Source organism: Listeria booriae (assembly GCF_000766865.1).
In the GTDB taxonomy this organism is placed as follows: domain Bacteria; phylum Bacillota; class Bacilli; order Lactobacillales; family Listeriaceae; genus Listeria_A; species Listeria_A booriae.
In genome coordinates this window covers 117192-142069 of the sequence record NZ_JNFA01000024.1, presented here as the reverse complement: position 1 = coordinate 142069, position 24878 = coordinate 117192, and the positions used below count along the sequence as shown (strand labels likewise).

Below are 24878 nucleotides of genomic sequence, written 5' to 3'. Positions count from 1 at the left end.
GTTCATGTCGCGGTGTGAGATATATTTTCTTAACTAAAAATAACACTAACGGCAACAATAACCCCAATAACCAGCGCAAACATAATCCAAGCTGCTGGCCGCGCCATATTTATCGTCCAACCAACACCAAACCGTTTTTCAACAAAAAGGGCTGGGTCTTGGCGGTTCACGTAAAATACGCCGAGTTTCCAATTCGCATCATCATCACGAATCGGCTTGCGATCCACTTCACCGGTATCCTCTAGCTTCAAGCGGCTGCCGCCTTGCCCCACGCGAACCATCAAGAAAATGAGTCCACCAAAAATAATGACAAGAACAACAGCTACAGAAATACCTATCACAACTGACGGAATCGCAAAAATGAACGACAATTGAACGACCATGAAAAGAAGCATTAACAACGTTCCCATCACCAAATTGAACTTACTATAAATTTGGCGGAACATCACATTGCGTTTCATAGAAAGCGTCGGATTATCATTATCAATCACTTGTTTACTTCGCGTCATCATATAATTAATAAAGATAAACAAGCCAAGCATCACGATTTGCATCACCGGCATCATCATCACCGTACGATAACTTTTTGCCGCATAATTCGTCACTTCATTATTGAAATTATAGTGCATCGGAATCTGACTCGGAATTTGACTATAATAAATCACCGTCAAGCCAATGGTCACCAAAATCACGGCTAGCGGAATCAAATACCAAATGTACGAAATCGTCAGTTTTTGGCGGTGAAAAGTCGTGTCTACCATCACAATATCGACCTTGTCGGCCACAACTTCCAAATGCTCGCGTTTCCAAGCAAGCGTCGCCCGATAAAAACGAATATAAATCAAAAACGAAAGGACACACACAGCCAAAATCGCAATAATAAGCACGATCGCTTGCCCGTTCTCATTCCCATTTAACATCGCTAAAATTACCGCAACAACAATCGTCACCGCAGCACCCACAACCACATTCCACTGCACAAACTGCCGCTTCATTTTCCGAATCACCGGGTCCTTCGCAGCCTCTTCCCCAATCATAACCCCAAAACTTTCCCCACGACGAATCACATATGGCGTCACCGCTTGTAACCCCACTACTATAATCATCATCCCTATAAAATATAACATTTCCATCATTGCTCCTCCTTAGGCGCTATTTCCTCATAGATTGTCGCACAAAGCATATCCCATTCTTCTTTCGTCACTGACCTACAAATCGACTCGGCAATCAGCGGTCTCACTTTACGACGTAATTTCGCATAAAACGCCTCGCTTGCCTTCTCCACACCATCTGGATGAATGACAACCCCTTTTTGGCGGTGAATTAAAATATATCCTTCTTGCTTTAAAAGCTGATACGCCTTATTCACTGTATGAAAATTAATGCCGATATCGCTCGCCAAACTACGAACAGACGGCAAATCATCGCCTGGCTTTAGTTCCTTCTTGGCGATTCCCTCGATAATCTGATACATAATCTGCGTATAAATTGGTTCTTCTGCCTGTAAATTAATTTCTAGTAACATACCCGTCCCTTCTTTCTATAACTGTTATATATATAGTATAACAACTATCTAATAGAAGTCAAGTAGGATTACAGTGGTGTTTTGGGCTATATGATGGTACTATTAAGGATAGCCTACATAGGAAAAAACAATAAAGAAAGGGGACCTATAATGAAGTTGTCACGTTTTAGGGAGTCCAAATTATTCTTTTGGACAGTAGAAATTTTGGCGTTAGTTGCGATTTTATTCGTATTGAATAAACTGAGCTTCTTGTTCGCGCCGATTGGAGTCATTGTTTCCACACTTTTCTTACCTATTTTGATTTCTGGATTTTTGTTTTACATGTTTAATCCGTTAGTCTTATTTTTAGAAAAGCGCAAGGTTCCGAGGTTAGTTAGTGTTTTAAGTATTTTCGTTATTTTTATTGGGGCTGTTGTTCTTGCCGTTGTGCAGCTTGGGCCGATTTTAGCGGATCAGGTCGCTTCACTTGTTAGCGCTGCGCCGAAATATTGGGATCAATTCCAGCATTGGTGGGATAATTTAGTTCAGAACAGTAATATTAAAAACGTCGATATTAAAGCAGAGATGGAGAAGTTAAACATTTCGATACCGAAGATTTTAGATACGGTCATCAGTAGTTTAACTGGAAGTCTTGGCATGATTTTTGGCTTTATTTCTGGGTTCGTGATGATTCTTGTCACGGTGCCATTCATTCTTTTCTATATGTTTAAAGATGGTCATAAATTCCTTGATTCAAGCGAGAAGTTCTTCCCAGCTGGTATTCGTAAAGAGGCTCGCGAAATGATTCAAGCGATGAACAAGACGATTTCGACATACATTTCTAGTCAAGCGATTGACTGTTTATTCGTCGGTATTTTCACGATGATTGGGTATTTCATTATTGGGGAACCATATGCGTTGCTGTTTGGCTTAATTGCTGGGGTTACGAATATCATTCCTTACTTGGGACCATTCATTGGGGCAGCGCCAGCCGTGATTGTGGCACTTTTCGATTCACCGTTACAAGCGATTTTAGTTATCGTTGTCGTAACGATCGTGCAACAAATTGATTCGAACTTGCTATCACCGTACATTATGGGTAAATCACTATCTATCCACCCACTCACAATTATTATCATCTTAATTGTAGCAGGAAATCTAGCCGGCATTTTCGGTATGATTCTAGGTGTACCAACATACGCAGTCGTAAAAACATTAATTGTCAATCTATCACGACTAATAAAACTGCGACGACAAGGCATCGAAGCAGAAAACAAAGAAAATCCGGTCATCTAAAAAATGCTGGAATGGGAGTCTTTAAAAAACTCTCGTTCCAGCATTTTTTTATTGCTTAAATGTGATTGTAAAAGTGAGCATTTTGTCTTTATAAGCTACATCAAACGTGGCGTCCGAGCGCTTCGCTAGCAAATCAATAATCGCTAGACCAAGCCCCGTGCTATTTCCACTCCGCACACGATCCGCTGTATAAAAACGCTCAATGAGCCGCGGCACATCCTCTTCCGTCAAATTACTCGCCCGATTTTCAAAAGTCATTGTCGGTTTACCGTTTTCACGTGAGAGGGCAATCTTCATCGGCGCCTCGCCATGTTTTAGCATATTCGAAATGAAATTATCGATGATGCGCTGTAGGACTCTCCGGTCCACAAGCGTGATAATATCTGGCTCAATCGCAAGCTCAGGTATCATCTCTTTTTTCGAGAAGTCTTCATAATACGACGTCGCAACTTCCGTCAAGAACTCAGAAATCTGCACAACTTCTGGGTTTAATTGTCCTTCATCATTTGATAATTTCGAGAGAACAAAGAAGTTTTCGACTAACTCGGTTAAGATTTGGATTTTATTTTTGATGATTTGGCTGTATTTGTGGCGTTCTTCGGTTGTCATTGTGTCGCGTTCCATGAGCTGCAAATACCCGGATAAAGAAGTTAGTGGTGTTCTTAAGTCATGCGAGACATTTTCAATCGTTTCGCGTAATTCTTTGTTTAGCGTGTGAAAACGCCGTTCTGTTTTCGATTTTTCTTGTAGTAGTTCGTTGACAGCGAGGAGTAATTGTTTGATTTCGACAGAAGCGACATCCATCGTAAGCAGCTCATTCGAACCGTTTCGTTTCGCGATGTCCCGTATTTGTGCCGTTGTTGTTCGCAATTGTTTCTTGATTAATACAATCCAACCGATCAACACAATAATGACTGCTCCCAAAATATAGACCATATTTCCCGCCTCCTTCGCTGCCTTCATTCTACCACATTATTTGACTTCTTTGAATCGGAAAACTAACCAACCTAGAATGGCGAAGACTGCCATATATGCAAAACCGGTAAGGATATTTGTTGTAATCGCGTGCTGGCTTAGAGCTGATAAGTCAGACATCACACCGATTTTGTTGAACAAATACATGTCTTTAATGATCGTCCATTTTGGTAAAAAGACATTGACTAGATTCGTAACTACTGGTTCTAGGAATAAATAAACTAAAATGTAAGTCACAATCGCGATACTTTCTTTTGGAATGACGATGAAAATGAAGTAGCCAACTGTGATTAAGCCTAGGTATAGCGGGATTTGTGCTAGCATGCTAAGTGCCAGCGCTCCGAAATCAACGCCACCCATGAATAATTGGGAGGAAATACCGATGGCCGCAGTGTACACAAGTAGCATCAGTGTTGCAACGCCCCAACCTGTTAGCAATTTTGAGAAATAGAAAGTGGTTCTTGAAACGCCTGAAACTAGGACATTTTTAGCGACACCAGCAGAGAACTCAATGCTCCACAAGTTAGTTAGAATCGAGATAAAGCCCATGGCTAGAACAATACTGAAAGAAAGTACAATTTGGGCGACTTGTGTTCCGCTTAATGAAGCTGTAAGAATCGCCTTATCAGCATCCGTCAAAGCTGCCCCGTCCTGCGATAATGAAATCCAGTCGACATTTAATGCTAAGTAAATCAAGCCTGCAACAGCAACTGCAATCACAATCAAGGTCGCAAAAGGCATCCACATTTTCCCCTTCGTCAAACGGTAACTATCAGCGCGAATTAATCCTATCATTTCTGTTCCCCTCCAATTAAGTCAATAAAGTATTCTTCCAAATTAGCCTCTACTACTTTGAGCTCCGTAATGATAATGCCTGCATCAAACATGACTTGGCTAATCTTTTCTGGCTCATCAATATATTCAAAAATACGGATACTGCCATCGCTGTGCACTTCGTATTGATACAATTCTAGGAAGCTTTCTAAGTGTTGGACGGCTGCTTCTTTGTTTAGTGTTTTTAAAACAAGGTATCGGCGGCTTTCGGATTCTAGTTCTTCTTTGGATAGTTCTTTGACTAGGCGACCGTTGTTGATGATGCCGTAACGGTTGGCGATAAGCGCTAATTCGGTTAAGATATGGCTTGAAATGAAGACCGTTGTGCCGTATGTTTTGTTTAATTTCAAGATGATATTCCGAATCTCGATGATTCCCATTGGATCAAGACCGTTGATTGGCTCGTCAAGAATTAGAAAATCTGGATGGTGCAAAATGGCTAAGCCAATGCCTAAGCGTTGTTTCATTCCCATCGAAAAATTGCGATACTTTTTGCGGCCGGTGTTTTCTAAACCGACGAATTCTAATACTTCGTTAATTCGATTTTTGTCTGGGATACCTTTTTGTAGTAAGTAGTAATTTAGGTTTTGATGGGCCGTCATGTTTGGGTATAATGAGGGGCCTTCGATGACTGCGCCGATGCGTTTGCGGGCTTGGTGAATGTCTTTTGGATGGGTGGAGCCGAATAAGGATACGTCGCCTCCGTTTTTGTACATTAGTTCTGTGATTAGGCGGATAAATGTTGTTTTTCCCGCTCCGTTCTTTCCTATGAAACCGTATATGTCGCCTTTTTGTACGGTCATATTGACATGATCGACAGCGTAATTATCACCAAATTTTTTGGATAGTGCTGCTGTTTCTAAAATGTTTTCTCTCATGTTTTGTCATCCCCTTCTTGTTTCGATAGGTTAACTATAACGTGGAGGTTTCAAGTATGTGTGAATAAAAACTTAAGAAATGATTAAGAGGGGGTTTGGGGGTTTTAAGTTGGGGGATTGAGGAGGAAAAAGAGGGAGAGGAACTTTTATGTAAAGCAAGGGTTGCGCCGCCAATCTGGAAGCGTTGTTTGTTGAGTTAGAGGCTGAATGTGCAGTTGGATGAAGTGAAGCAACCTTCGTTTTATACTTAGCCCTTCGAAAACTTCACGCTCTCCGAAAATAGCAAGAGCCATGCCTTCCTCCCTAGTCTTGCTTAGTGCCAGATTTTTTTTGTTTGGGTTGCTGGTTCTTGGTCTAGTAGCCTTTCTATGTTCGGCGATCATGCAGGGCGGGAATTCTGTGTCGGGTAGGCTTATTCATGTTTCGCGATCTAGCTTTGTTGTGGTTCTTACGAAGCCTCGTTTGCTGAGTTAGAACCTCAATATGCAGTTGAGTGAAATGAAACTGCCTTCCTTTCGTGGGTTGTAATGGTAAACAATGTTTGTGTTAGCTGAGTTTGGCGTCGTGCTTGGCGCCTCCGGATCCAGCTTCACACGCCAGCCCTTCGGAGCTTTCACAGCCTCCGCAAAAACCAAAAGAGGGTTTTTACTGCGCCTGCTCCAAGCTCTGTCAGGGCTAAACGGGCGTGTTCAGCTTTTCATGGGATCCAGCTTCACGGGCTAGCCCCTCGAAAACTTCACGCCCTCCGAAAATAGCAGAGCCATGCCTTCCTCCCTAGATTTGCTTAATGCTAGAATTCTTTTGTTTAGGTTTCTGGTTCTTGGTCTAATAGCCTTTCTACGTTCGGCGATCATGCAGGGCGGGAATTCTGTGTTGGGTAGGCTTATTCATGTTTCGCGATCTAGCTTCAACAGCCAACCCTTCGGAGCTTTCACAGCCTCCATAAAAATCAAAAGAGGATTTTTATTGCGCCTGCTCCAAGCTCTTTCAGGGTTAAACGGGCTGTTTCAGCTTTTCATTTTAAACCCAATCCCCCACACCGTCTCTATATAATCCCTATCCGGCTTGGCCTTATTCAATTTGCTACGGATATTACTCATGTGAACATTGACGGTGTTTTCGTCGATGTACTCAGTTTCGCCCCAGACGGATGAGAAGATGTTCTCCTTCGTGAAGACTTTCTTTGGGTTGCTGATGAGCAGTTTTAGAATCCCGAATTCGCGGGCGGTTAGGCGGATGTCTTGCCCATCGATTTGGGCATTGTATCGATCTGTGGATAGAGTCAGGCCTTGCCAGGATAGGGATTCGTTGACGGGTTCTTCAGTTGTGGTTTTTCTTAGTTGGACTTCTACGCGTGCTAAAAGTTCTTCGATATCAAATGGCTTGGTTATGTAGTCGCTGGCGCCTAGTTTTAATAGGTCGACTTTGTCCATAATTGTATTTTTGGCGGATATGACGATGATGGATGCGCTTTGTTTAGCGATAATTTCTGCGATTAGTTCTTCGCCAGTCATTCCTGGTAGCATCAAATCGCAAAGCAGGAGATCAAATGCTTCGTTGTTCCAGTGCAGCTTGGCTTCAGTTCCTGAGAATGCTTGTGTTACAGTGTAGCCTTCGCGCGTTAGCACCTCATAGATTAAGTGGTTGATGTCGTTATCGTCTTCTGCAATCAGAATTTTCCCCTTTGTCATGTGTAACACACCTTTCTTCGTTTTCTATTATCTTCTCATAACCTACCAAAAATCGCAAAAAAAGATAGCGACTGCACATATCACAATCGCTATCTTTAGTTATCATAATTTCTCTTGTAAAAATTCGCTGATTAATTCAAACGTCTCGTCTGTTGCAACGGATGGTGTGCTCATGAAGTCATGCGGTACTTTCTCGAAACGCTTCGCATAAACTGGTACGCCAGCGTCTTTTAATTTCTTCGCATATGCTTCGCCTTGGTCGCGCAATGGATCGTATTCTGCTGTAGCTACAAATGCTGCTGGTAATTTCGAAACGTCTTTACTGCGAATTGGTGCTACAAGTGGATCGTATTTGCGGTCGTTCGCACCTGATAAGTATAGTTTGAAATATTTATCCAATGATTCTTTCGTCAAAACATAACCTTCTGCAAACTCATCCATCGAAGGATAAAGTACCGAAGCATCTCTTGAGAAAATATCCACTGGCGGATATAGCAAAATTTGTTTCGTCACGTTTGGTGCACCTTTGGACGTAGCGATTTGAGATACAACGGCAGCGATATTACCACCAGCACTGTCTCCAGCTACTACGATTTCACCTGATTTAGCACGCAAGCTTGTTAAGTGTTTGGAAATCCAAACAAGTGTTGCATACGCGTCTTCAATTGCTGCTGGGAATGGATTTTCTGGTGCTAGACGATAGTCTACAGAAATAACGCGGTATCCCGTTGTTTTTACTAATTTACGCGCGATAGCATCGGTTGTTTGTACGCTACCTGTTACAAAACCGCCACCGTGGAAATAAACCATCAACGGATACGGGCCGTCTGCTTCTGGTGTATAAATACGCAAGCCTATTTTGCCGCCAGGACCATCAATTTTTTTATCTTCTACTTCGCCAACTTCGATTTCTTTGGCTGCTGGAAGTGCTTTTTGAGCTAAGCGGATGTATTTGTAACGTGAATCTACATCAGATAGCGGTGCTGTCTTTTTCACATAATCTTGTGCTGCTTCTTCCAAATTGTCGAGTACTTTCGGATCGTATTCACGCTTGCCGACTGCCTTCTTATAGATGAAGAAAATCACGACTAACGGTAATAATACGACGCTGACTACAATAATTCCAATCCATTTCAATATCTGTTTCAATGACGCTCACTCCTCATACATAATCTCAAATAAATCACCTCTTAAGTATAGCAGTTTTGAAAAATTTTAACCAATTTATAGGTCAGCAAATTCCGCAAGCTGATGCGATTTCATTCAAGTTGAACTGGATATTTAAACATTATCATGAATAAAAATAAATAAAATACTTGAAAAATCGTTACTGTGGTGTTATTATTAGTTTTATCGAAATGTATATTTATTAATAAAAGGGGATGTAGAGATGACAAAAGAAAAAATCGTTCTTGCGTATTCCGGTGGGTTAGATACCTCCGTTGCGATTCAGTGGTTAGTAGAAGGAAATTATGATGTGATCGCGTGCTGTTTAGATGTTGGAGAAGGCAAAGATTTAGAATTCATTAAAGATAAAGCGATTCAAGTTGGTGCCACGGCTTCTTATACAATTGATGCCAAAGAAGAATTTGCAGAAGATTTTGCGTTGATTGCTCTACAAGCTCATGCTTATTATGAAGGTAAATATCCATTGATTTCGGCATTGTCTCGTCCACTCATTGCGAAGAAACTTGTGGAAGTGGCTAGACAAGAAGGCGCTACAGCTATCGCGCACGGTTGCACCGGAAAAGGAAATGACCAAGTTCGTTTCGAAGTGGCGATCCATGCACTGGCACCGGATTTGAAAGTAGTAGCTCCTGTTCGTGACTGGAAATGGTCGCGGGAAGAAGAAATCGCATATGCACAAAAACATAACATTCCAGTTCCGATTGATTTAGACAACCCATTTTCTATCGATCAAAACTTGTGGGGTCGTTCTAACGAATGCGGCGTACTAGAAGATCCATGGGCAGCTCCACCAGAAGCGGCGTATGACTTGACGGCAGCTTTAGAAAATACGCCAGATACACCGGAAATCATCGAAATTGAATTTTTAGCGGGCGTTCCTGTTGCTTTAAATGGCGAACAATTAAGCCTTGCGACACTTATCCAAAAACTAAACGGTATCGCAGGCGCACATGGCGTTGGACGTATCGATCATATTGAAAATCGTCTTGTTGGCATTAAATCACGGGAAGTTTACGAATGCCCAGCCGCTGTTGCTTTAATTACGGCGCATAAAGAACTGGAAGATTTGACGTTCGTTCGTGAAGTCGCGCATTTCAAACCAGTAATCGAACAAAAAATCAGCGAAGTCATTTACAATGCGCTATGGTACTCACCGCTTACAAGCTCTCTCGTTGCCTTCTTAAAAGACACGCAAAAATACGTCAACGGCACGATTCGGATGAAACTTTTCAAAGGGCATGCGATTGTGGAAGGTAGAAAATCACCGAACTCGCTGTATGACGAGAACTTGGCGACGTATACATCGGCGGACACGTTCGATCAAGATGCGGCAGTTGGTTTTATCAAACTATGGGGCTTGCCAACGAAAGTTAGTGCGGAAGTCAATGCGAAATTAACTACGAAAACCGAGGTGTAATACATGGAAAAACTATGGGGCGGTCGTTTTCAAGGAAAAAGTGAGGCGTGGATTGATGAATTCGGCGCCTCGATTTCTTTTGACGCGAAATTAGCGAAACAAGATATTACGGGAAGTTTGGCGCATGTGGCGATGCTTGGCAAATGCGGGATTATTTCTGAGGAGGAAGCGGCGCAAATCACGTCTGGACTGCAAGCTTTGGCGGTGAAACTGGCGACGGGTGACTTGGAATTCAGCGTGGTAAATGAGGACATTCATTTGAATATGGAGAAGTTGCTACATGAGGAGATTGGGCCTGTTGCCGGGAAATTACATACGGCGCGGAGTCGGAATGACCAAGTGGCGACGGATATGCATCTTTATTTGAAGGAGGCTGTGACGGAGATTATTGTTTCGTTATCGCATCTTCGGACGGTGTTGGTTTCCAAGGCGGAGCAGCATGTCGAGACGATTATGCCGGGCTATACGCATTTGCAGCACGCACAGCCGATTTCTTTTGCGCATCACTTGCTTGCGTATTACGGGATGTTTAGTCGTGATTTGGAGCGTTTGACGGAGAGCATGAAGCGGATTGATATTTCGCCGCTTGGATGTGCCGCGCTTGCTGGGACTACGTTTCCGATTGATCGGGCGTACAGTGCAGAATTGCTTGGATTTGATGCGATTTATGATAATAGTTTGGACGGGGTTAGTGACCGCGATTTTATTATTGAATTTTTGAGCAATAGTGCCTTGTTGATGACGCATTTATCGCGGTTTTGTGAGGAATTGATTTTGTGGACGAGCCATGAGTTTCAATTTGTGGAGTTGATTGATGCGTTTGCGACGGGAAGCAGCATCATGCCGCAAAAGAAAAATCCTGATATGGCGGAATTGATTCGTGGTAAGACGGGGCGTGTTTACGGGAATTTGTTCGGTTTGCTGACGGTTCTTAAAGGCTTGCCGCTCGCTTATAACAAAGATTTGCAGGAAGATAAAGAAGGTATGTTTGACACGGTGCATACGGTGAAGACAAGTCTTGATATTTTTGCAGGTATGATTGAGACGATGAAAGTAAATGAAGCCGTGATGGAAAACGCGACGCAGAAGGATTTTTCAAATGCGACCGAACTTGCTGATTATTTAGCGAAAAAAGGCGTGCCATTCCGTGAGGCGCACGAAATTGTCGGTAAACTCGTACTGGACTGCACGCAAAAAGGCATCTATTTACAAGATGTTAAACTCGCGGATTATCAAGCGATTCAGCCTGTGATTGAGGACGATATTTATGATGCGCTCACATCACACACCGCCGTTGCTAAACGGAATTCTTACGGTGGTACAGGTTTTGAGCAAATTAAAGCGATGATTAAAAAAGCAAAACAAAGCTTATAAAAATAAGATTGGACGCCGAATCATGTATTTGGCATCCAATCTTATTTTTATTTAATTGCAAGCTGACTTGCCGTCGTTGTTGCTTGGGCCATCATTTCTTGAATCAGCGCATCTACCGGTTTTATTTCGTTGATTAGACCTGTAATTTGACCAGCCATAACCGAACCGTTTTCTGTGTCGCCTTCTTGAACCGCCTTGCGCAATGATCCAAGTGTCAGTTCTTCTAAAACATCGCGGTCTACGTTCTCGTCTTCTAGACGTTGGTATTCTTTAATCATCTTGTTTTTAATACTGCGGACTGGTGCACCATTTCGGCGTCCCGTCACAACTGTATCGCGGTCTTTTGCTTTCAGACACGCCAGCTTGAAGTTCTCATGGACTGGGCATTCATCGGTTGCTAGGAAACGCGTACCAATTTGAACCCCTTGAGCGCCCAATGCAAAAGCTGCTGCAATCCCGCGTCCGTCACCAATTCCGCCTGCTGCAATAACCGGAATCGAAACAGCATCTACCACTTGTGGTAACAAAGCCATCGTCGTTGTTTCGCCAACATGCCCGCCTGCTTCTGTGCCCTCTGCGACAACCGCATCCGCGCCTAGTTGTTCCATTTTACGCGCAATCATCACCGAAGGAACGACAGGAATAACGATAATTCCAGCTTCTTTCCAAATCGGCATATATGTTTTTGGCGTCCCCGCACCAGTTGTTACTACTTTTACGTCTTCTTCAATAATCACCGTCGTCAGTTCGGCGATATTCGTCATCATCAACATTAAGTTGACGCCAAACGGTTTGTCTGTCAGTTCTTTTGTTTTGCGAATCTCAGCACGCAACTCCTCCGCGCTCATCCCGCCTGACGCGATAATTCCAAGTCCGCCAGCGTTCGATACAGCTGCAACAAGTGGCGCCTTTGCAATTTGGGCCATCGCGCCTTGCATAATAGGGTATTTAATATGAAGCAATTGTGTTATTGACATTGTTTTTTCCTCCGATACATCAGTCATTTCCATGTACATCTTCTCACAATACACACGAAAAAACAACCACCTGACTGCAAAATGATTGTTTCCCCGCTAAAATTAATTTTCTTGTTTTGTCTGTATCGCTAGTAAAATACAGCCTGTAATTCCCGCGTCATCTTCTAGCTTCGGCGGAACGATGTATTCCTCTAAATCTGGCAATTGAATGTAGCCTGCGATCAATGTCTTCAACTTTTGGCGAACAAGTGGGAATACTTGACGCTGTTTCATCACGCCACCGCCAATAACAATGCGTTCAGGGGACAAAATCAAACTGTAGTTCATCAATGCCTGTGCAATATAATGCGCTTCCAAATTCCAAACTTCTTCATTATCTGCAAGCTCTACCGCCTTTTTGCCCCAGCGTTTTTCAATAGCACCGCCTGCTGCCAGACCTTCCAAACAATCATCATGATATGGGCAATTTCCTGTATAGCGATCATGTTTGTGACGACGGACCATAATATGTCCCATTTCCGGATGCGAGTAACCTTCTAACATTTTGCCATTCACAACCGCACCAGCACCAATCCCAGTACCAATCGTAATGTACATACAACTCGACAGCCCTTCTGCCGCACCAAGCGTCACTTCCCCAAGCGCCGCCGCGTTCACATCCGTCGTAAAACCAATCGGCACATGAAACGCATTTTTCAGCGCACCAACAATATCATAATTACGCCATGCGAGCTTCGGCGTCGACGTAATATAACCATATGTAGGGCTCGATTTACGCACATCAATCGGACCAAACGACCCAACACCAATCGCCTCCAGCTCATCCTCATACTGCTTGAAAAATTGCTCCACATACTTCATTGTCTCTCCAGGTTCCGTCGTCGGATACGTTTCCCGCTTAATTACTTTCCCCGTTTCATCACCAATCGCCACCACAAACTTCGTCCCACCAGCTTCCACTGCTCCAAAAACCATAATTCCACTCCTCACATCATAATGTTATCGTTTTCATTCTAGCATACTTTCGTGAGTAGTTGTCTAAAAACTCATCATTTTAATTACATATACCTAATTTATCAGTTATTTCAAACAAAAATTTTACTTCCGAAACATCCATCGACATAACCGTTCATACGTTCTAAAAAACGCCGGAATCTCATCTTCTTCCAAACCAGCATACATATTCGCGACAACCCCTTCATTGTACCACTTTTGCAAATCATAGCCACGGTTAAAATAGCTCCAAACCTTGTTTCCCTCAGAGCTTAGCGCATATTTAACAGACTGCAAATTATCCAATTTATCCGCAACAATAATCGCCTTTTCTTCAAGCGTTCCAGTGCGTGCCGTTTCAATCGTATGTTTTTTACGTTCTTCCCATGTTTTTGACTTATCTTCCGTATGCGAAGCCACTAAACGCGCGACATCCTCCCCAAAAGCAGTTCTAATCTCGTCCAGCGTCACAGGTGTATCCTCCACCACATCGTGCAAAAAACCAGCAGCCACAACTTCCTCACGAAATCCCGCATTCCGCAACAAATTAGCCACATTACGCGGATGCGAAAAATACGGCTCACCAGTTATTTTACGACGCTGCCCACGATGCGCTTTCTCTGCAAACTCACTTGCCCGCTGATACATTTTTTAATTCCTCCATCCCTGAGACTTCATTTATTTTTCATGGTATCATTAGGATATCATAAAATCAAATTATTATAAAAGGAGTTGAACATCTTGTATGACGGAACCATCCCATCAGGAGTTGCCATACTAAAAGATAAGTACAGACTTAACGAGGGTACCATTTCAAAATTATTAGGCCTTGATATAACAACATTGGATGACGATTATATGTCTCACTACACTGATCAAACAAATCATGCAGAATATGCACTACCTTTCTTGGTAGGGGCTCTCGATGCAACGAGCGATGACACTAAATTATCAGGCGTTATCGATGGGTTCATGCATTATTTCGATTTGAGCATTGAAGCACTTGCATTGTACGCAGAAATTACTCCAGTTGAAATGAAAAATTTTATCAGTGATCCCAGCTCCCTTTCTATAGAGAAAAAATACCACATGGGAATGCGATTTATGTTGCTCCATTTCGTACTAAAAGAATCCTACCGTGTAGAGGCCGATTAAGAAAGATGAAAATATAAATCATAAAATAAGCCAAGTCTCAAACAAAATCGAGGCTTGGCTTATTTTATCTATAATACTGTATCCCAAATGCTTAATTTAGGCACTATGATGAATATCACGATCATTTAACGCTTGCAACGGTCGATTCGTATCTTGAATGACCTCTTGAAACGCCGCGAAATCTTCTTGTGAAATCGTTGTAGCTTCGCGTAGCACAATCCATGTCACACCTTCAAATGTTGGCGGTGTCGTCAAAGAACCATGGTACGTAAAATACGCTCGTTTCTCTGGCAATAGGTTCGAAACATCTAAAGAAATCTGTTTTTCAATGCCGAAATTGGCAAACACTTGCGGGAAAATCTCAGCTAATTCGCCAAAATCACTGCCTTCTAATTCCTCGTCCATCCAAATCGCTAACACAAGGCGCTCTCCTGCTTCATTCATGTGCACCAAATGCCATTCAATCGCGAAATATTCCTGATTTAGCGTGTGCTCACTCGGGATATGCCCGTGAAAAGCAATCAAATTGTACCTTTTGCCATTAAAGGTCAAGCCTTGCTCCTTGTTTTCTGGAAAAAGATGTACTGAATTTTCCACGCGTCTTACCGTATATGTTGTTGGTTTATAGTTTAATTCAAGCGGTAAACTTTCTTGTACTTCCATTACTTTCTCCATGTGAATATCTACTGGTGACTGATTTTTTCCTGACTTTGCAATCTCGTACTCATCGCAAATATGTCCCCAATAATGTGGCCCTTTATCCCCTTGATAGGACCACTTCACAAGCGGTTCTGACATGTACCATTCCTCATTTCTCCTTAAAAATTGCGCTTCGTTCTGTCGTATTACTAAGTGAATATTCCGTTAACATTTCTCCAAGTAATATTTTTATGTTCTTTTTATTATACTGAAAATCTATGAAAATTCCAGTATGTTTTCTCGGAATTAGAAAATAAAATGAAAAACACCCGCAAAAATGCGGATGTCAGGCTATAAAAACTATATCTTAAATAAAAAACCTGTCCGTGCCTACAAACCTCAGCGTGTCGACAAATGCCCAGTTTCTAGGCAAGGACTAACCCCTCACTTCGTTCACGCTTATATTGGAACTGTAACTCGTTTCACGTCGAACAGTTCCAACAAAGCGGAGCGTACTAGAGTACGTTGACTGAAAACAGGGAGAGAGTCGTATCCTCGACCATGTGAGAAGTTATGCGTAGCGCAGCGTAGAAGAGCATCGGAACAGAGCTTTTAACGACGAAAATGGGTATTTGTCGACACGCTGAGCTATTTTAGAAGTAGTCCGAAAAGTAAGGCGTCTCATTCGGAATCATTTTTTCTAATTGCTTAATTGTCGCGTCGCTGGCTATAATTCGGCCAATTTTGCGTAAATATTTGGGACGTTTATAGCCGAAGAACATTGTTGTTAATGTCTGGATATCAATCTCTACAGCCTCGCCGTGTGCTTCTTTTCCAAGCACTACATTGCCGCCTGCATCCCACTGAAAATGAAAGATGCCTTGATTCCATTCCAATAAACTATCCGTTACAACAAAATGGAAGTCTGCTTGTTTTTCTAAGAATGGGTATTTCTTGAAAAATCCTTCGACATCGACAATTCGCGCCATATAATACGGGTGAATCGTTTCTGTAATATCGCTATCTTCCATTAAGAACGCAATTGGCTCGCTCGTATATAATTTGCCCTTCACATGTGTCACCATTGAAAAGTGCGCGCTAATGAAGTTCCACAAGCCATGTCTTGCTTCTCGCGTTAAATACACCATTTCTTTCATATGAAAAATATCATCGGCAATCCAGTAATACATAAAACCTTGTGGCTCTCCAGCTTCATCGTAATACACAGCGGCAATCATTTCTTCACGTTCCCAGCGCCAGTATTCTTCCCATGCTAGCGAATCACGAATCATCGCGACGTGCTGATTTTGGGCGAAACGATTATATGTTTTTAAAACATCTTCGTGTTCAATATCTAAACGTTCCACCATCCCGCTCACTGGAACATTTTCAGGAAGTTGGGTATCTTTAATCGAAAATGTCATCACATCCGAAATGATTTCCCAACCTTTACGGCGATAGTATGGAATTGAATAAGGATACAAATACGAAATCGTCTGCTCCCGGTCGCGCATCTCTTTTAAACTCTGACGCATCAAGCGGTGCATTAAACCGAAGTTCGCATACTCCGGATACGTTCCAACGCCCGTAACGCCACCCATTTTATATATTTCTCCAAAAATATTGACTTGCATGGGGTACACTGCCATTTGGGAAACAAGTTTGTCACCGTCAAACCAACCTACCACATCTGCTTTACGCAAGACTGGGCGCTTTGCCTGCTCGATTTCGTCTTCCTCCCAGCCAACTTCTTGAAGGTCCTGATTGGTCACTTGAAACACGTAACGCAACAATTCATTGAACTGCGCCAAATGCTCCATGCCTAATTTTTTCATCTCTAAACGTTCTTGGACATCCTGCTGTCCCATAGTTTCTACCTCTCTCCTAAAATATATACAATGTGTATTTATCTACTCCATTGTACACGGAAAGCACCTGTTTCTGCAATTACCTTATCTTGCGTTTCGCGGCAACTTCTTGATATCGCTGCTCTAATTCTGCTTTTTCGGCCGCTTTCAATCGTGGTTCCATTAATTTCGCAGCGATTGCCGACATTTCCAATTCCAAAAGCAAGGTATCCTCTTGCACACGCGTTGTTTTCGTTTGCTTTGCGTCTTCCCATTCCGCATAGTTTCCCGCAAATAACTGCAATTTCTCATCTTCTAAAACTAACAAATTCGTCGCTACTTTTCGTACAAAAGTTCGGTCATGCGAAACGAATAAAACGGTGCCAGAGTAGCCCGAAATCAGCTCTTCCAATGCTTTCATGGCGTTAATATCCAAATAATTCGTCGGCTCATCCAAAATCAGAACGTTCGCATCGCTTAAAAGAATCATGGCAAGCGCTAACTTCACTCGTTCGCCGCCAGATAAAACGTTCGTGTCTTTCGGTAAATCGTCTGCTGTAAATTGCAAACTACCGAGGCAATCTCGATTCATTTGGTCATCGTGAACGCTAACTGCTTGAATGTTTTCCCATAGTGTTTTCGTTAAATCGACTTGCTTTAATTGCTGATCAAAATAACCGATTTTGACTTTTTCACCGAGTTGAATAGCTACGTTTCCCGCAATGACTTGGCGTAAGAATGTTGTTTTGCCACTTGCATTTTTGCCGATAAGGGCGATTTTTTCACCGCTTTTTAGGCTGAATGTGGCGTCTGAGAATAAAGCTCGCTTGCCAGCTTTGGCGGCTAATTGTGTGGCGCGGATGACGGTGTTGCCTTGTTTGATTTGATTAGCTTCGGGAAGTGTTATTTTAATCGATTTTTGTTGGAACGGTTTGTCGACTTTTTCTAGGCGTTCGATGCGTTGGTCGATGGCTTTGACGAGCTTGTGTTGCTTCTTTTCTTGCACGCCTTTACCAGGTTTGGCGCTTCGAATTTCTTTTGAATTGAAGCGTTTGTTTGGCGTTCTCAAGCCATGTGCTGTTTTTTCACGATGGGATTTGGCTTCTTCTAATTGTTTTTTCTTCGCATTGTATTGTTCGTAGCCCGCCATTGCTTGGTCGCGTTCTTTTGCTTTTGCGGTCTCGTAAGCTTCGTAATTCCCCGCATAAACCGTGATTTTTTGCTGGTCGAGCTCCCAGATTGTCGTACAAATTGCATTTAAAAACGCCCGATCATGCGAAATCACAAAAAGCGTCCCGGCATACCGTTTCCATTGCCGCTCCAAGTGTTTCACGCTGTCTACATCCAGATTGGACGTCGGTTCATCGGCAAATAACAAATTCGGTTGCTCCGCCAAAATTCGCTGTACCGCTTTGCGCATTTTTTCACCACCAGAAAGCCGTGCATCTTCCGGCAAAATTTGCGGTAAGTACCCTACCGTGCCATTTCGCGTTATCCCACCTTGATCCGCCGTCGCAACACCCGCCAATATCTCCAATAAGGTCGTCTTTCCGAGTCCGTTTCGACCTACAATCCCAATCCGCTGACCTCGATTCGCCGTCAAATGCGGAATTTCAAATAAAACCCGATCTGCGATTTCTTTTTTCACATCATGTATCTCTATTGCTAACATAAAAAAACCTCCTACTCATTCTAGAATAGGAAGTCTAAGAAAATAAGCCGTCAGCGCAAATACGCCAAACAAACCCATTTCATATTCGTCTGCATCATTTTGGACACAGCAATCCCATTCCAGAAAAATTTCGTTTATCAAAAAAGCAGGTTCACGCCTGTTCTTCGATAGCTATTCGAATTCTCTAAAGAAATAAGGATTACATTTTCATCGGCCCAAAAGACACCTCTTTCACATTTATTGGCTCCATCATAGCGCATTTTTTGAAAAACGTCAACCCAGTTTTATTCTTCTGCCGGGATTTTCGCTTCGAATTCTTTCTGTTTCGGCGCATTTTTCTTATAAGCTAAGAAATAAAATAAGGCCACAAAAATCGCGCCTCCCGCAACATTTCCTAAATAAACCGGAATCACATTACTGATAAATTCGCCCCATGAATAACTTCCCGCAAAAATCGCTGCTGGAATGATAAACATGTTGGCGACAACGTGTTGGAAACCAATCGCAACGAACGCCATAACAGGGAACCAAATCCCTAGAATTTTTCCAGTAAAATCTTTCGCCGCGTAGCAAAGCCAAACCGCGATACTAACAAACCAGTTACAGCCAATTCCTGATACAAACGCCACCCAGAACGGGTCTTTAATTTTGGCTCCAGCTGTCGCAATCGTTTTTGCTAGGAAATCGCCTTCTGTTAAGCCTACGAAATGCCCGAAGAAAAAGGCAATAGCCAGTGCTCCGACGAAATTCATAATCGTCACAATCGCCCAATTTCGCAACAACTGCCCCATTGAAATTTTGCGATCAAACCAAGCAAGCGCCACAACCATCATATTTCCCGTGATCAACTCGCCGCCACCTAGTAAAATACAAACAAGACCCACAGGAAAAAGGCTCGCCCCAATAAATGTCGCGAAACTTCCCCATTCATGCGGCATCGTTCCAACTGCACGAATATAAAGCAAATATCCTAATGAAATAAACGCCCCGCCTAGAAAACCTAGAATAATAAGCGTCAACGTGGAAGATTCAGCCTTCGCAATTCCCTTCTTAATCGTTTCCTCTACTGTTTCTTGTGGTGTATAATATGCCGCCACAAACACCCCTTCTTTCGTCTTTATTTTATGATATATGTTCAAACTTGCTGTTACGCAAAAATGTTCAATAGTTCACAAAAAAATGCATAACAACGAAGGTATTAGCTTATGTAACGCCAAATAAACAACCCCTTACAAAGCTGCTTATCTGGCCTATGTCTTACTCTAAATGTTTTACAACAGGAATCATAATATGAAAACCTTGCTCATTGCGCGGTGTATCAATCATGCTATATACCTCGATTTTAAATGGCAATTCGTCAAAAACCGGGTATTCCGCTGTAATATATGGTCGATAGTCGCGTGCTTCTATCCGTTTCGCGACTTCTTTATAGGTGTCATTAATGTCTGTGCCCGCGATATGATCGCATACAAAATACGTGTGTGCAGGGATTTCCACCCATTCCATATCTTCAGGAACATCTGTTGGTTTCCAGTTGGCTTTTACCGCTGAATAATGCGTAAAGCCGTCCTCTAAATTATGAACAGACATACCGAGCAATGTGTTATCAAAATCCAAGCTCTCCTGCTCTTTTGCCCATGCTTGCATCTTCTTGATCGTCTTGTGCACCTCACCGTGGAACGCTTCTTCAAAAGTGCCCTGCCAAACAAAAGCAACTGCAGTAAATCCTTCATGTTCTTCAAACCGTGCAGCTGATAAAGCCATTTTAATCAACTCCTTCATGGGATTTCGTTGCTTCTTTTCGATCATGTAAATCATACCACAAATCGTAAAAATAATCTCATATAAAGAATGAATAAATTGACATTTACCAAGAAATTGGCATTTTTCCGTCTTCTTCTAAGTAGTGATTAATTTGACTATACGGCTTGCTTCCAAAAAAACCATTGTAAGCTGATAGCGGACTTGGATGCACAGCTGTAATCACTTTATGCTGCGGATTCGTAATCAATGCCTGTTTCTTCTTGGCATCGCCACCCCACAATACGAAAATAACCTGGTCTTCTTTTTCGTTTAACAGTTTAATGATGGCGTCAGTGAATTGTTCCCAACCTTTTTTGCGATGAGACGCGGCTTTGCCTGCTTGTACGGTGAGCACGGTGTTTAAAAGTAGTACCCCTTGTTTTGCCCAATCAGTTAAGTTAATATCTGTGCGGGAAATGCCTAAATCGGCGTCTAGTTCTTTAAACATGTTTCGGACAGAGGGTGGGAATTTAGCCTCGCTCGATGCAACAGAGAAACTGAGTCCGTGCGCCTGATTCGGTCCGTGGTATGGGTCTTGCCCTAAAATCACGACTTTAGTGTCCGCGTAACTCGTTAAATCAAGCGCGTGATAAATCGCTTCACGCGGCGGATAAATCGTCGTTGTTGCGTACTCTTCATCGATAAAATCTTGCAACGCTTTGAAATACGGCTTTTCTTGTTCTACTTGGAGCAGTTCTTGCCAATCGTTTTTCACTATAGTACCTCTTTTCTTGAAGGGGGATTAATATTTCGGACCATTCATATCTTGTTTTATATGATTACGAATCTCCTCGATACGTTGTTCTTGATTATCAGATTTCTTGCGTTTCCCGCTACCTAGGCTAGGAAGGAAGAACATGAGTGCAAAAATAACAGCAATTAAAGCGATGATAAACCACATAATGAACACACTCCTTTGTTTGATAGCTCTAGTATATCTGGTATTTAAAATAGAAGCCAGCTTTTTCTTGATGTGCATGATATGAAAACAACTCTAAATGATAACCGCGATTATGTCGTCATTTAGAGCTGTTTTTAGTTTGCCATGCCGAAATATGCTGCTTCGATTGTTAGTTCCATTGGTTTTTGTTTGGTGATTTTTATTGCTTTTTTAGCGAGTAGTGAGTCTTTTACTTTGTTGAAATAGTAGTCCGTGGCGATTTTTTTATTCGAGAATTGGATGATTTCTTTTTTTGTGAGGCCTTCGGAAAATTCGCCGTAAACGTATTCTTGGAAGAGTAGGTAGAGCATTGCTTTTTCTTTTATATCCAGTTCGTCATTTCCGGTGAGCGTCTCTTCGATGTGCGCGAGTTGTGCTTTCTTTTCTTTCAAATCGGCAATAATGACTTTCTGCTCGTCGATGAGGATGTCAAAGAAGGAATCGATGAAAAAGGTAACGTCTCCTGCGCTTTTAAAACTGTTTGTATTGGCAAATGCGTCGAGGTAAACTCTCAGGTTGTCTTTACACGCTTTGGATAGAGACAATGCGGTAATCGGGCCTAGGATTTGTCTTAAATAGATACTAGAAATGTACCTGGACGTCCTTCCATTTCCGTCGTAAAAGGGATGTATATAGCCAAAAATGAAATGTCCTATCGCAACTTTGTGTAGTTGTGGCAACATATCACTGTTTAAAAAGGTAATCAACTTCTCAAGTTCAGCTTCAATCGATTGTTCAGATAGCGTACTAACGTGAATAATTTTACCACTTGTAGATCCAGCCAGTTCGGAAGGGTCTGTGCGGAAAAGCAAGCCGTCTGGTTTATCACGTTCTTTAATTTCTTCGTAAACGAGATAATCATAGATTTCACGAATATCTTTAGGTGCTGTTAGTAGGTCAATTTTTGTTTTCTGCAGGTTGAGATAGCTTTTGATAAGGCTCTTATGGCGAATCGGTTCGGCGCCATCTTTGATAATTTTTCTCAAGCCTTCGTTCATTTCCGCTTTGGAACTTCTCACACCTTCGATTTCATTTGTACCCTGCATTTCTTCAACAAGCGTGTTTATTTGGTAGGATTCTTTCGCGATCCCTGGCAGCTCTCTAGCTATTTTCTTTATTTCTTCACTGTCACTCATAATCGTTTCTGCTTTTTTCATCATATCAGGATGGTTGTAAAAGAATAACTGAAATTCACCGGAAAATTTGTAAGGTTTCATTTTAAAATCTAACCAAATAGCTCCAAAACTGGATAATCGATCATTTTTTGCTTTTTCGTAAGTGGATGTGTCTTCCCTATTGAAAATTTTGTGTAGGTATTTGTATTTGAACATTATTTCACCTCCTGTATAATTGAAAATGAAGCTTTTTTTAATTATACAAGATAATGATTAGGAAGTAAAATCAAAAATGGAGCTTTTGAATAGGATTGAAAAATAAGCAAAATAAAGAAGGAAGCTCCTGACATCTCGTCAAAAACTTCCTTCTTTATTGGCTGAACGCTGTTTGTAACTAAAAAGTTACATCATGCCGCCCATACCACCCATTCCCATATCAGGAACGCCGCCGCCAGCGTTTTCTTCTGGACGGTCTGCTACGACTGCTTCTGTAGTTAGAAGTAGTGCCGCAACAGAAGATGCGTTTTGTAGTGCGGAACGGGTTACTTTTGTTGGGTCAACGATTCCAGCTTCGATCATGTTTACCCATTCGCCGTTTGCTGCGTTGAAGCCTACGCCGATTTTTTCGTTTTTCAAGCGTTCTACGATAACGGAGCCTTCTAAGCCTGCGTTATGCGCGATTTGGCGGACTGGTTCTTCTAGAGAGCGAAGAACGATTTTTACGCCTGTTGCTTCATCGCCTGTTGCTTCAATTGCTGCTACTTTATTGTAAACATTGACAAGGGCTGTACCACCACCGGATACGATTCCTTCTTCAACGGCTGCACGTGTAGAGTTTAGCGCGTCTTCAATGCGTAGTTTACGTTCTTGTAATTCTGTTTCTGTTGCTGCACCGACTTTAATTACCGCAACACCACCTGCTAGTTTTGCAAGGCGTTCTTGTAATTTCTCTTTGTCGAACTCGGAAGTTGTTTCTTCCATTTGTGCGCGTAATTGGTTGACGCGTGTAGCGATTTGCGTGCTGTCTCCTGCGCCTTCTACGATTGTTGTTGCTTCTTTTGTAACCATTACTTTTACAGCGTTGCCTAGTTGTTCCATTGTTGTGGATTTCAATTCTAGGCCTAGTTCTTCTGTAATTACTTGGCCGCCAGTTAAGATGCTGATGTCTTCAAGCATTGCTTTACGACGATCGCCGAATCCTGGTGCTTTCACAGCGACAACGTTGAATGTTCCGCGCAATTTGTTTAGTACTAATGTTTGTTGCGCTTCGCCTTCTACGTCCTCTGCAATGATTAGTAACGGACGATTTTGTTGAACCACTTGCTCTAAAATTGGCAGGATTTCTTGTGTGTTGTTGATTTTCTTGTCTGTAATTAAGATATATGGATTTTCTAAAACTGCTTCCATCTTGTCTGGGTCAGTTACCATATAAGGGCTTGAGTAGCCGCGGTCAAATTGCATACCTTCTACCACGTCAAGTTCTGTCGCAAAGCCTTTTGATTCTTCGATTGTAATAACGCCGTCGTTACCAACGCGTTCCATTGCTTCTGCGATAAGTGTACCGACTTCTTCGTCACCAGAAGAAATAGCGGCAACTTGAGCGATTGATTCTTTGCCTTCGATTGGCTTAGAAATGGCTTTTAGTTCTGTAATCGCTGTTGCTACTGCTTTTTCGATTCCGCGACGAATGCCAACTGGGTTCGCGCCAGCTGTTACGTTTTTTAGACCTTCTTGAATCATTGCTTGTGCTAAAACAGTAGCCGTTGTTGTTCCGTCTCCAGCAACGTCGTTTGTTTTGCTTGCTACTTCGGATACTAATTTTGCACCCATATTTTCAAAAGCGTCATCTAATTCGATTTCTTTCGCGATTGTGACACCATCATTTGTGATTAATGGAGAACCAAATTTCTTTTCTAAAACAACGTTACGTCCTTTTGGTCCAAGTGTTACTTTTACTGCGTTTGCTAATTGATCTACGCCACGAAGCATTGCGCGACGAGCGTCTTCGCTAAATTTGATATCTTTTGCCATTTTTATTTTGCCTCCTTGTGTATTGTTTGAAAATTATATTTACCTTGCCACCTGGTTTCGCAGTCTAGCTTCATCGGCTAACTCCTCTGTAAATTGGAGTTGGACGAGCCGATTCAGCTTTTTATTTTACCACTGCTAAAATGTCAGATTCGCGTACGATTAGGTAGTCTGTGCCGTCATAAGTTACTTCTGTGCCTGAGTATTTGGAGAAAATAATGCAATCGTCTACAGAAACTTCTAGTGCTACTGTGTCCCCGTTATCCAGTACGCGGCCGCTTCCTACTGCTACCACTTTACCTTCTTGTGGCTTCTCTTGTGCCGAATCTGGCAACACGATACCACTTGCCGTTTTCTCTTCTGCTTCCAATACTTCGATAATAACGCGATCTCCTAATGGTTTTAACAATTAAAACAACCTCCTCAAGTCTATGTTTATGATTTTTAGCACTCTTAACATTAGAGTGCTAACCCACTACTTATATTATAAAAAATGAAGCCAAAATGCAAGTATTTACACCTAAAAAATCCTGTTTTAAAAATTGTGCCGTG

General features: G+C 42.2%; 24 protein-coding genes. 4 read left to right on the top strand and 20 right to left on the bottom strand.

What is annotated here, in order from left to right; translation table 11 throughout:
• Nucleotides 1–29: 29 nt before the first annotated feature.
• Together EP57_RS10340 and EP57_RS10335 are read right to left on the bottom strand one after the other, a co-directional pair.
• Nucleotides 30–1136, bottom strand: coding sequence for a DUF1648 domain-containing protein (locus tag EP57_RS10340; protein WP_077916838.1), 1107 nt, complete (start codon nucleotides 1134–1136; stop codon nucleotides 30–32).
• On the bottom strand, nucleotides 1133–1525 hold the full coding sequence (locus tag EP57_RS10335; protein ID WP_036086471.1) for a GntR family transcriptional regulator: 393 nt from the start codon (nucleotides 1523–1525) through the stop codon (nucleotides 1133–1135). The genes EP57_RS10340 and EP57_RS10335 overlap by 4 nt, the downstream gene beginning before the upstream one ends.
• A gap of 150 nt (nucleotides 1526–1675) precedes the next feature.
• On the opposite strand from EP57_RS10335, the gene EP57_RS10330 reads away from it, so the two are divergent.
• The gene (locus EP57_RS10330) at nucleotides 1676–2800 is read left to right on the top strand and encodes an AI-2E family transporter (protein ID WP_036086469.1); all 1125 of its coding nucleotides are present in this window, start codon (nucleotides 1676–1678) and stop codon (nucleotides 2798–2800) included.
• 48 nt (nucleotides 2801–2848) lie between these two features.
• Here the strand turns inward: EP57_RS10330 and EP57_RS10325 are convergent, their stop codons facing one another.
• The 5 genes from EP57_RS10325 to EP57_RS10305 form a co-directional block, all read right to left on the bottom strand.
• Nucleotides 2849–3736 (bottom strand): sensor histidine kinase, encoded by an 888-nt coding sequence (locus tag EP57_RS10325; protein WP_036086467.1) that lies wholly within the window; start codon nucleotides 3734–3736, stop codon nucleotides 2849–2851.
• Nucleotides 3737–3772: 36 nt separating this feature from the next.
• Complete coding sequence (locus EP57_RS10320; RefSeq protein WP_036086465.1) at nucleotides 3773–4570, bottom strand: ABC transporter permease; 798 nt, start codon at nucleotides 4568–4570, stop codon at nucleotides 3773–3775.
• A complete protein-coding gene (locus tag EP57_RS10315; RefSeq protein WP_036086463.1) occupies nucleotides 4567–5487 on the bottom strand; it encodes an ATP-binding cassette domain-containing protein in 921 nt (306 codons plus the stop codon). The genes EP57_RS10320 and EP57_RS10315 overlap by 4 nt, the downstream gene beginning before the upstream one ends.
• A 1007-nt stretch (nucleotides 5488–6494) precedes the next feature.
• The gene (locus EP57_RS10310; protein WP_036086461.1) at nucleotides 6495–7178 is read right to left on the bottom strand and encodes a response regulator transcription factor; all 684 of its coding nucleotides are present in this window, start codon (nucleotides 7176–7178) and stop codon (nucleotides 6495–6497) included.
• Nucleotides 7179–7280: 102 nt separating this feature from the next.
• Entirely contained in the window at nucleotides 7281–8327 is a 1047-nt protein-coding gene (locus EP57_RS10305; RefSeq protein ID WP_036086460.1) for an alpha/beta hydrolase, read from the bottom strand.
• 241 nt (nucleotides 8328–8568) lie between these two features.
• On the opposite strand from EP57_RS10305, the gene EP57_RS10300 reads away from it, so the two are divergent.
• A complete protein-coding gene (locus EP57_RS10300) occupies nucleotides 8569–9783 on the top strand; it encodes an argininosuccinate synthase (RefSeq protein ID WP_036086458.1) in 1215 nt (404 codons plus the stop codon).
• Nucleotides 9784–9786: 3 nt separating this feature from the next.
• Nucleotides 9787–11157 carry an argininosuccinate lyase gene (argH, locus tag EP57_RS10295; RefSeq protein ID WP_036086457.1) on the top strand — a complete coding sequence of 457 codons (1371 nt, stop codon included), beginning with the start codon at nucleotides 9787–9789 and terminating at the stop codon, nucleotides 11155–11157.
• A gap of 47 nt (nucleotides 11158–11204) precedes the next feature.
• On the opposite strand, the gene EP57_RS10290 is transcribed toward argH, so the two are convergent.
• From EP57_RS10290 to EP57_RS10280, 3 genes are all read right to left on the bottom strand, one after another.
• Nucleotides 11205–12134 (bottom strand): nitronate monooxygenase, encoded by a 930-nt coding sequence (locus EP57_RS10290; protein ID WP_036086763.1) that lies wholly within the window; start codon nucleotides 12132–12134, stop codon nucleotides 11205–11207.
• A gap of 102 nt (nucleotides 12135–12236) precedes the next feature.
• Nucleotides 12237–13109, bottom strand: a complete 873-nt coding sequence (locus EP57_RS10285) for an ROK family protein (RefSeq protein ID WP_036086456.1) — start codon at nucleotides 13107–13109, stop codon at nucleotides 12237–12239.
• 123 nt (nucleotides 13110–13232) lie between these two features.
• Complete coding sequence (locus tag EP57_RS10280; RefSeq protein ID WP_036086455.1) at nucleotides 13233–13775, bottom strand: HD domain-containing protein; 543 nt, start codon at nucleotides 13773–13775, stop codon at nucleotides 13233–13235.
• A gap of 93 nt (nucleotides 13776–13868) precedes the next feature.
• Here EP57_RS10280 and EP57_RS10275 point away from each other — a divergent pair, with 93 nt between their 5' ends.
• Nucleotides 13869–14282 (top strand): HTH domain-containing protein, encoded by a 414-nt coding sequence (locus EP57_RS10275; RefSeq protein ID WP_036086454.1) that lies wholly within the window; start codon nucleotides 13869–13871, stop codon nucleotides 14280–14282.
• Nucleotides 14283–14378: 96 nt separating this feature from the next.
• On the opposite strand, the gene EP57_RS10270 is transcribed toward EP57_RS10275, so the two are convergent.
• The 10 genes from EP57_RS10270 to groES form a co-directional block, all read right to left on the bottom strand.
• Nucleotides 14379–15080: a carbonic anhydrase gene (locus EP57_RS10270; RefSeq protein ID WP_036086452.1), complete on the bottom strand. Its 702-nt coding sequence runs from the start codon at nucleotides 15078–15080 to the stop codon at nucleotides 14379–14381.
• A gap of 494 nt (nucleotides 15081–15574) precedes the next feature.
• On the bottom strand, nucleotides 15575–16789 hold the full coding sequence (locus EP57_RS10265; RefSeq protein ID WP_036086450.1) for a GNAT family N-acetyltransferase: 1215 nt from the start codon (nucleotides 16787–16789) through the stop codon (nucleotides 15575–15577).
• Between the two features lie 79 nt (nucleotides 16790–16868).
• Complete coding sequence (gene abc-f / locus EP57_RS10260) at nucleotides 16869–18440, bottom strand: ribosomal protection-like ABC-F family protein (protein ID WP_036086448.1); 1572 nt, start codon at nucleotides 18438–18440, stop codon at nucleotides 16869–16871.
• 284 nt (nucleotides 18441–18724) lie between these two features.
• Nucleotides 18725–19537, bottom strand: a complete 813-nt coding sequence (locus EP57_RS10255; RefSeq protein ID WP_036086445.1) for a formate/nitrite transporter family protein — start codon at nucleotides 19535–19537, stop codon at nucleotides 18725–18727.
• A gap of 160 nt (nucleotides 19538–19697) precedes the next feature.
• Nucleotides 19698–20204 (bottom strand): GyrI-like domain-containing protein, encoded by a 507-nt coding sequence (locus tag EP57_RS10250; protein WP_036086443.1) that lies wholly within the window; start codon nucleotides 20202–20204, stop codon nucleotides 19698–19700.
• 103 nt (nucleotides 20205–20307) lie between these two features.
• On the bottom strand, nucleotides 20308–20958 hold the full coding sequence (locus EP57_RS10245) for a uracil-DNA glycosylase (protein WP_077916836.1): 651 nt from the start codon (nucleotides 20956–20958) through the stop codon (nucleotides 20308–20310).
• Between the two features lie 27 nt (nucleotides 20959–20985).
• Nucleotides 20986–21144 (bottom strand): hypothetical protein, encoded by a 159-nt coding sequence (locus EP57_RS16975; RefSeq protein WP_159106425.1) that lies wholly within the window; start codon nucleotides 21142–21144, stop codon nucleotides 20986–20988.
• 134 nt (nucleotides 21145–21278) lie between these two features.
• Nucleotides 21279–22514 (bottom strand): Fic family protein, encoded by a 1236-nt coding sequence (locus tag EP57_RS10240; protein WP_036086440.1) that lies wholly within the window; start codon nucleotides 22512–22514, stop codon nucleotides 21279–21281.
• A 186-nt stretch (nucleotides 22515–22700) separates the two neighbouring features.
• Nucleotides 22701–24329, bottom strand: coding sequence for a chaperonin GroEL (gene groL / locus EP57_RS10235; RefSeq protein ID WP_036086437.1), 1629 nt, complete (start codon nucleotides 24327–24329; stop codon nucleotides 22701–22703).
• Between the two features lie 121 nt (nucleotides 24330–24450).
• Complete coding sequence (gene groES / locus EP57_RS10230; RefSeq protein WP_036086436.1) at nucleotides 24451–24735, bottom strand: co-chaperone GroES; 285 nt, start codon at nucleotides 24733–24735, stop codon at nucleotides 24451–24453.
• Nucleotides 24736–24878 lie beyond the last annotated feature (143 nt).

Coding starts and splice junctions, on each gene's coding strand:
- EP57_RS10340 (WP_077916838.1), bottom strand. CDS start 1,136: ATGATGGAAATGTTATATTTTATAGGGATGATGATTATAGTAGTGGGG.
- EP57_RS10335 (WP_036086471.1), bottom strand. CDS start 1,525: ATGTTACTAGAAATTAATTTACAGGCAGAAGAACCAATTTATACGCAG.
- EP57_RS10330 (WP_036086469.1), top strand. CDS start 1,676: ATGAAGTTGTCACGTTTTAGGGAGTCCAAATTATTCTTTTGGACAGTA.
- EP57_RS10325 (WP_036086467.1), bottom strand. CDS start 3,736: ATGGTCTATATTTTGGGAGCAGTCATTATTGTGTTGATCGGTTGGATT.
- EP57_RS10320 (WP_036086465.1), bottom strand. CDS start 4,570: ATGATAGGATTAATTCGCGCTGATAGTTACCGTTTGACGAAGGGGAAA.
- EP57_RS10315 (WP_036086463.1), bottom strand. CDS start 5,487: ATGAGAGAAAACATTTTAGAAACAGCAGCACTATCCAAAAAATTTGGT.
- EP57_RS10310 (WP_036086461.1), bottom strand. CDS start 7,178: ATGACAAAGGGGAAAATTCTGATTGCAGAAGACGATAACGACATCAAC.
- EP57_RS10300 (WP_036086458.1), top strand. CDS start 8,569: ATGACAAAAGAAAAAATCGTTCTTGCGTATTCCGGTGGGTTAGATACC.
- argH (WP_036086457.1), top strand. CDS start 9,787: ATGGAAAAACTATGGGGCGGTCGTTTTCAAGGAAAAAGTGAGGCGTGG.
- EP57_RS10290 (WP_036086763.1), bottom strand. CDS start 12,134: ATGTCAATAACACAATTGCTTCATATTAAATACCCTATTATGCAAGGC.
- EP57_RS10285 (WP_036086456.1), bottom strand. CDS start 13,109: ATGGTTTTTGGAGCAGTGGAAGCTGGTGGGACGAAGTTTGTGGTGGCG.
- EP57_RS10280 (WP_036086455.1), bottom strand. CDS start 13,775: ATGTATCAGCGGGCAAGTGAGTTTGCAGAGAAAGCGCATCGTGGGCAG.
- EP57_RS10270 (WP_036086452.1), bottom strand. CDS start 15,080: ATGTCAGAACCGCTTGTGAAGTGGTCCTATCAAGGGGATAAAGGGCCA.
- EP57_RS10265 (WP_036086450.1), bottom strand. CDS start 16,789: ATGGGACAGCAGGATGTCCAAGAACGTTTAGAGATGAAAAAATTAGGC.
- abc-f (WP_036086448.1), bottom strand. CDS start 18,440: ATGTTAGCAATAGAGATACATGATGTGAAAAAAGAAATCGCAGATCGG.
- EP57_RS10250 (WP_036086443.1), bottom strand. CDS start 20,204: ATGGCTTTATCAGCTGCACGGTTTGAAGAACATGAAGGATTTACTGCA.
- EP57_RS16975 (WP_159106425.1), bottom strand. CDS start 21,144: ATGTGGTTTATCATCGCTTTAATTGCTGTTATTTTTGCACTCATGTTC.
- EP57_RS10240 (WP_036086440.1), bottom strand. CDS start 22,514: ATGTTCAAATACAAATACCTACACAAAATTTTCAATAGGGAAGACACA.
- groL (WP_036086437.1), bottom strand. CDS start 24,329: ATGGCAAAAGATATCAAATTTAGCGAAGACGCTCGTCGCGCAATGCTT.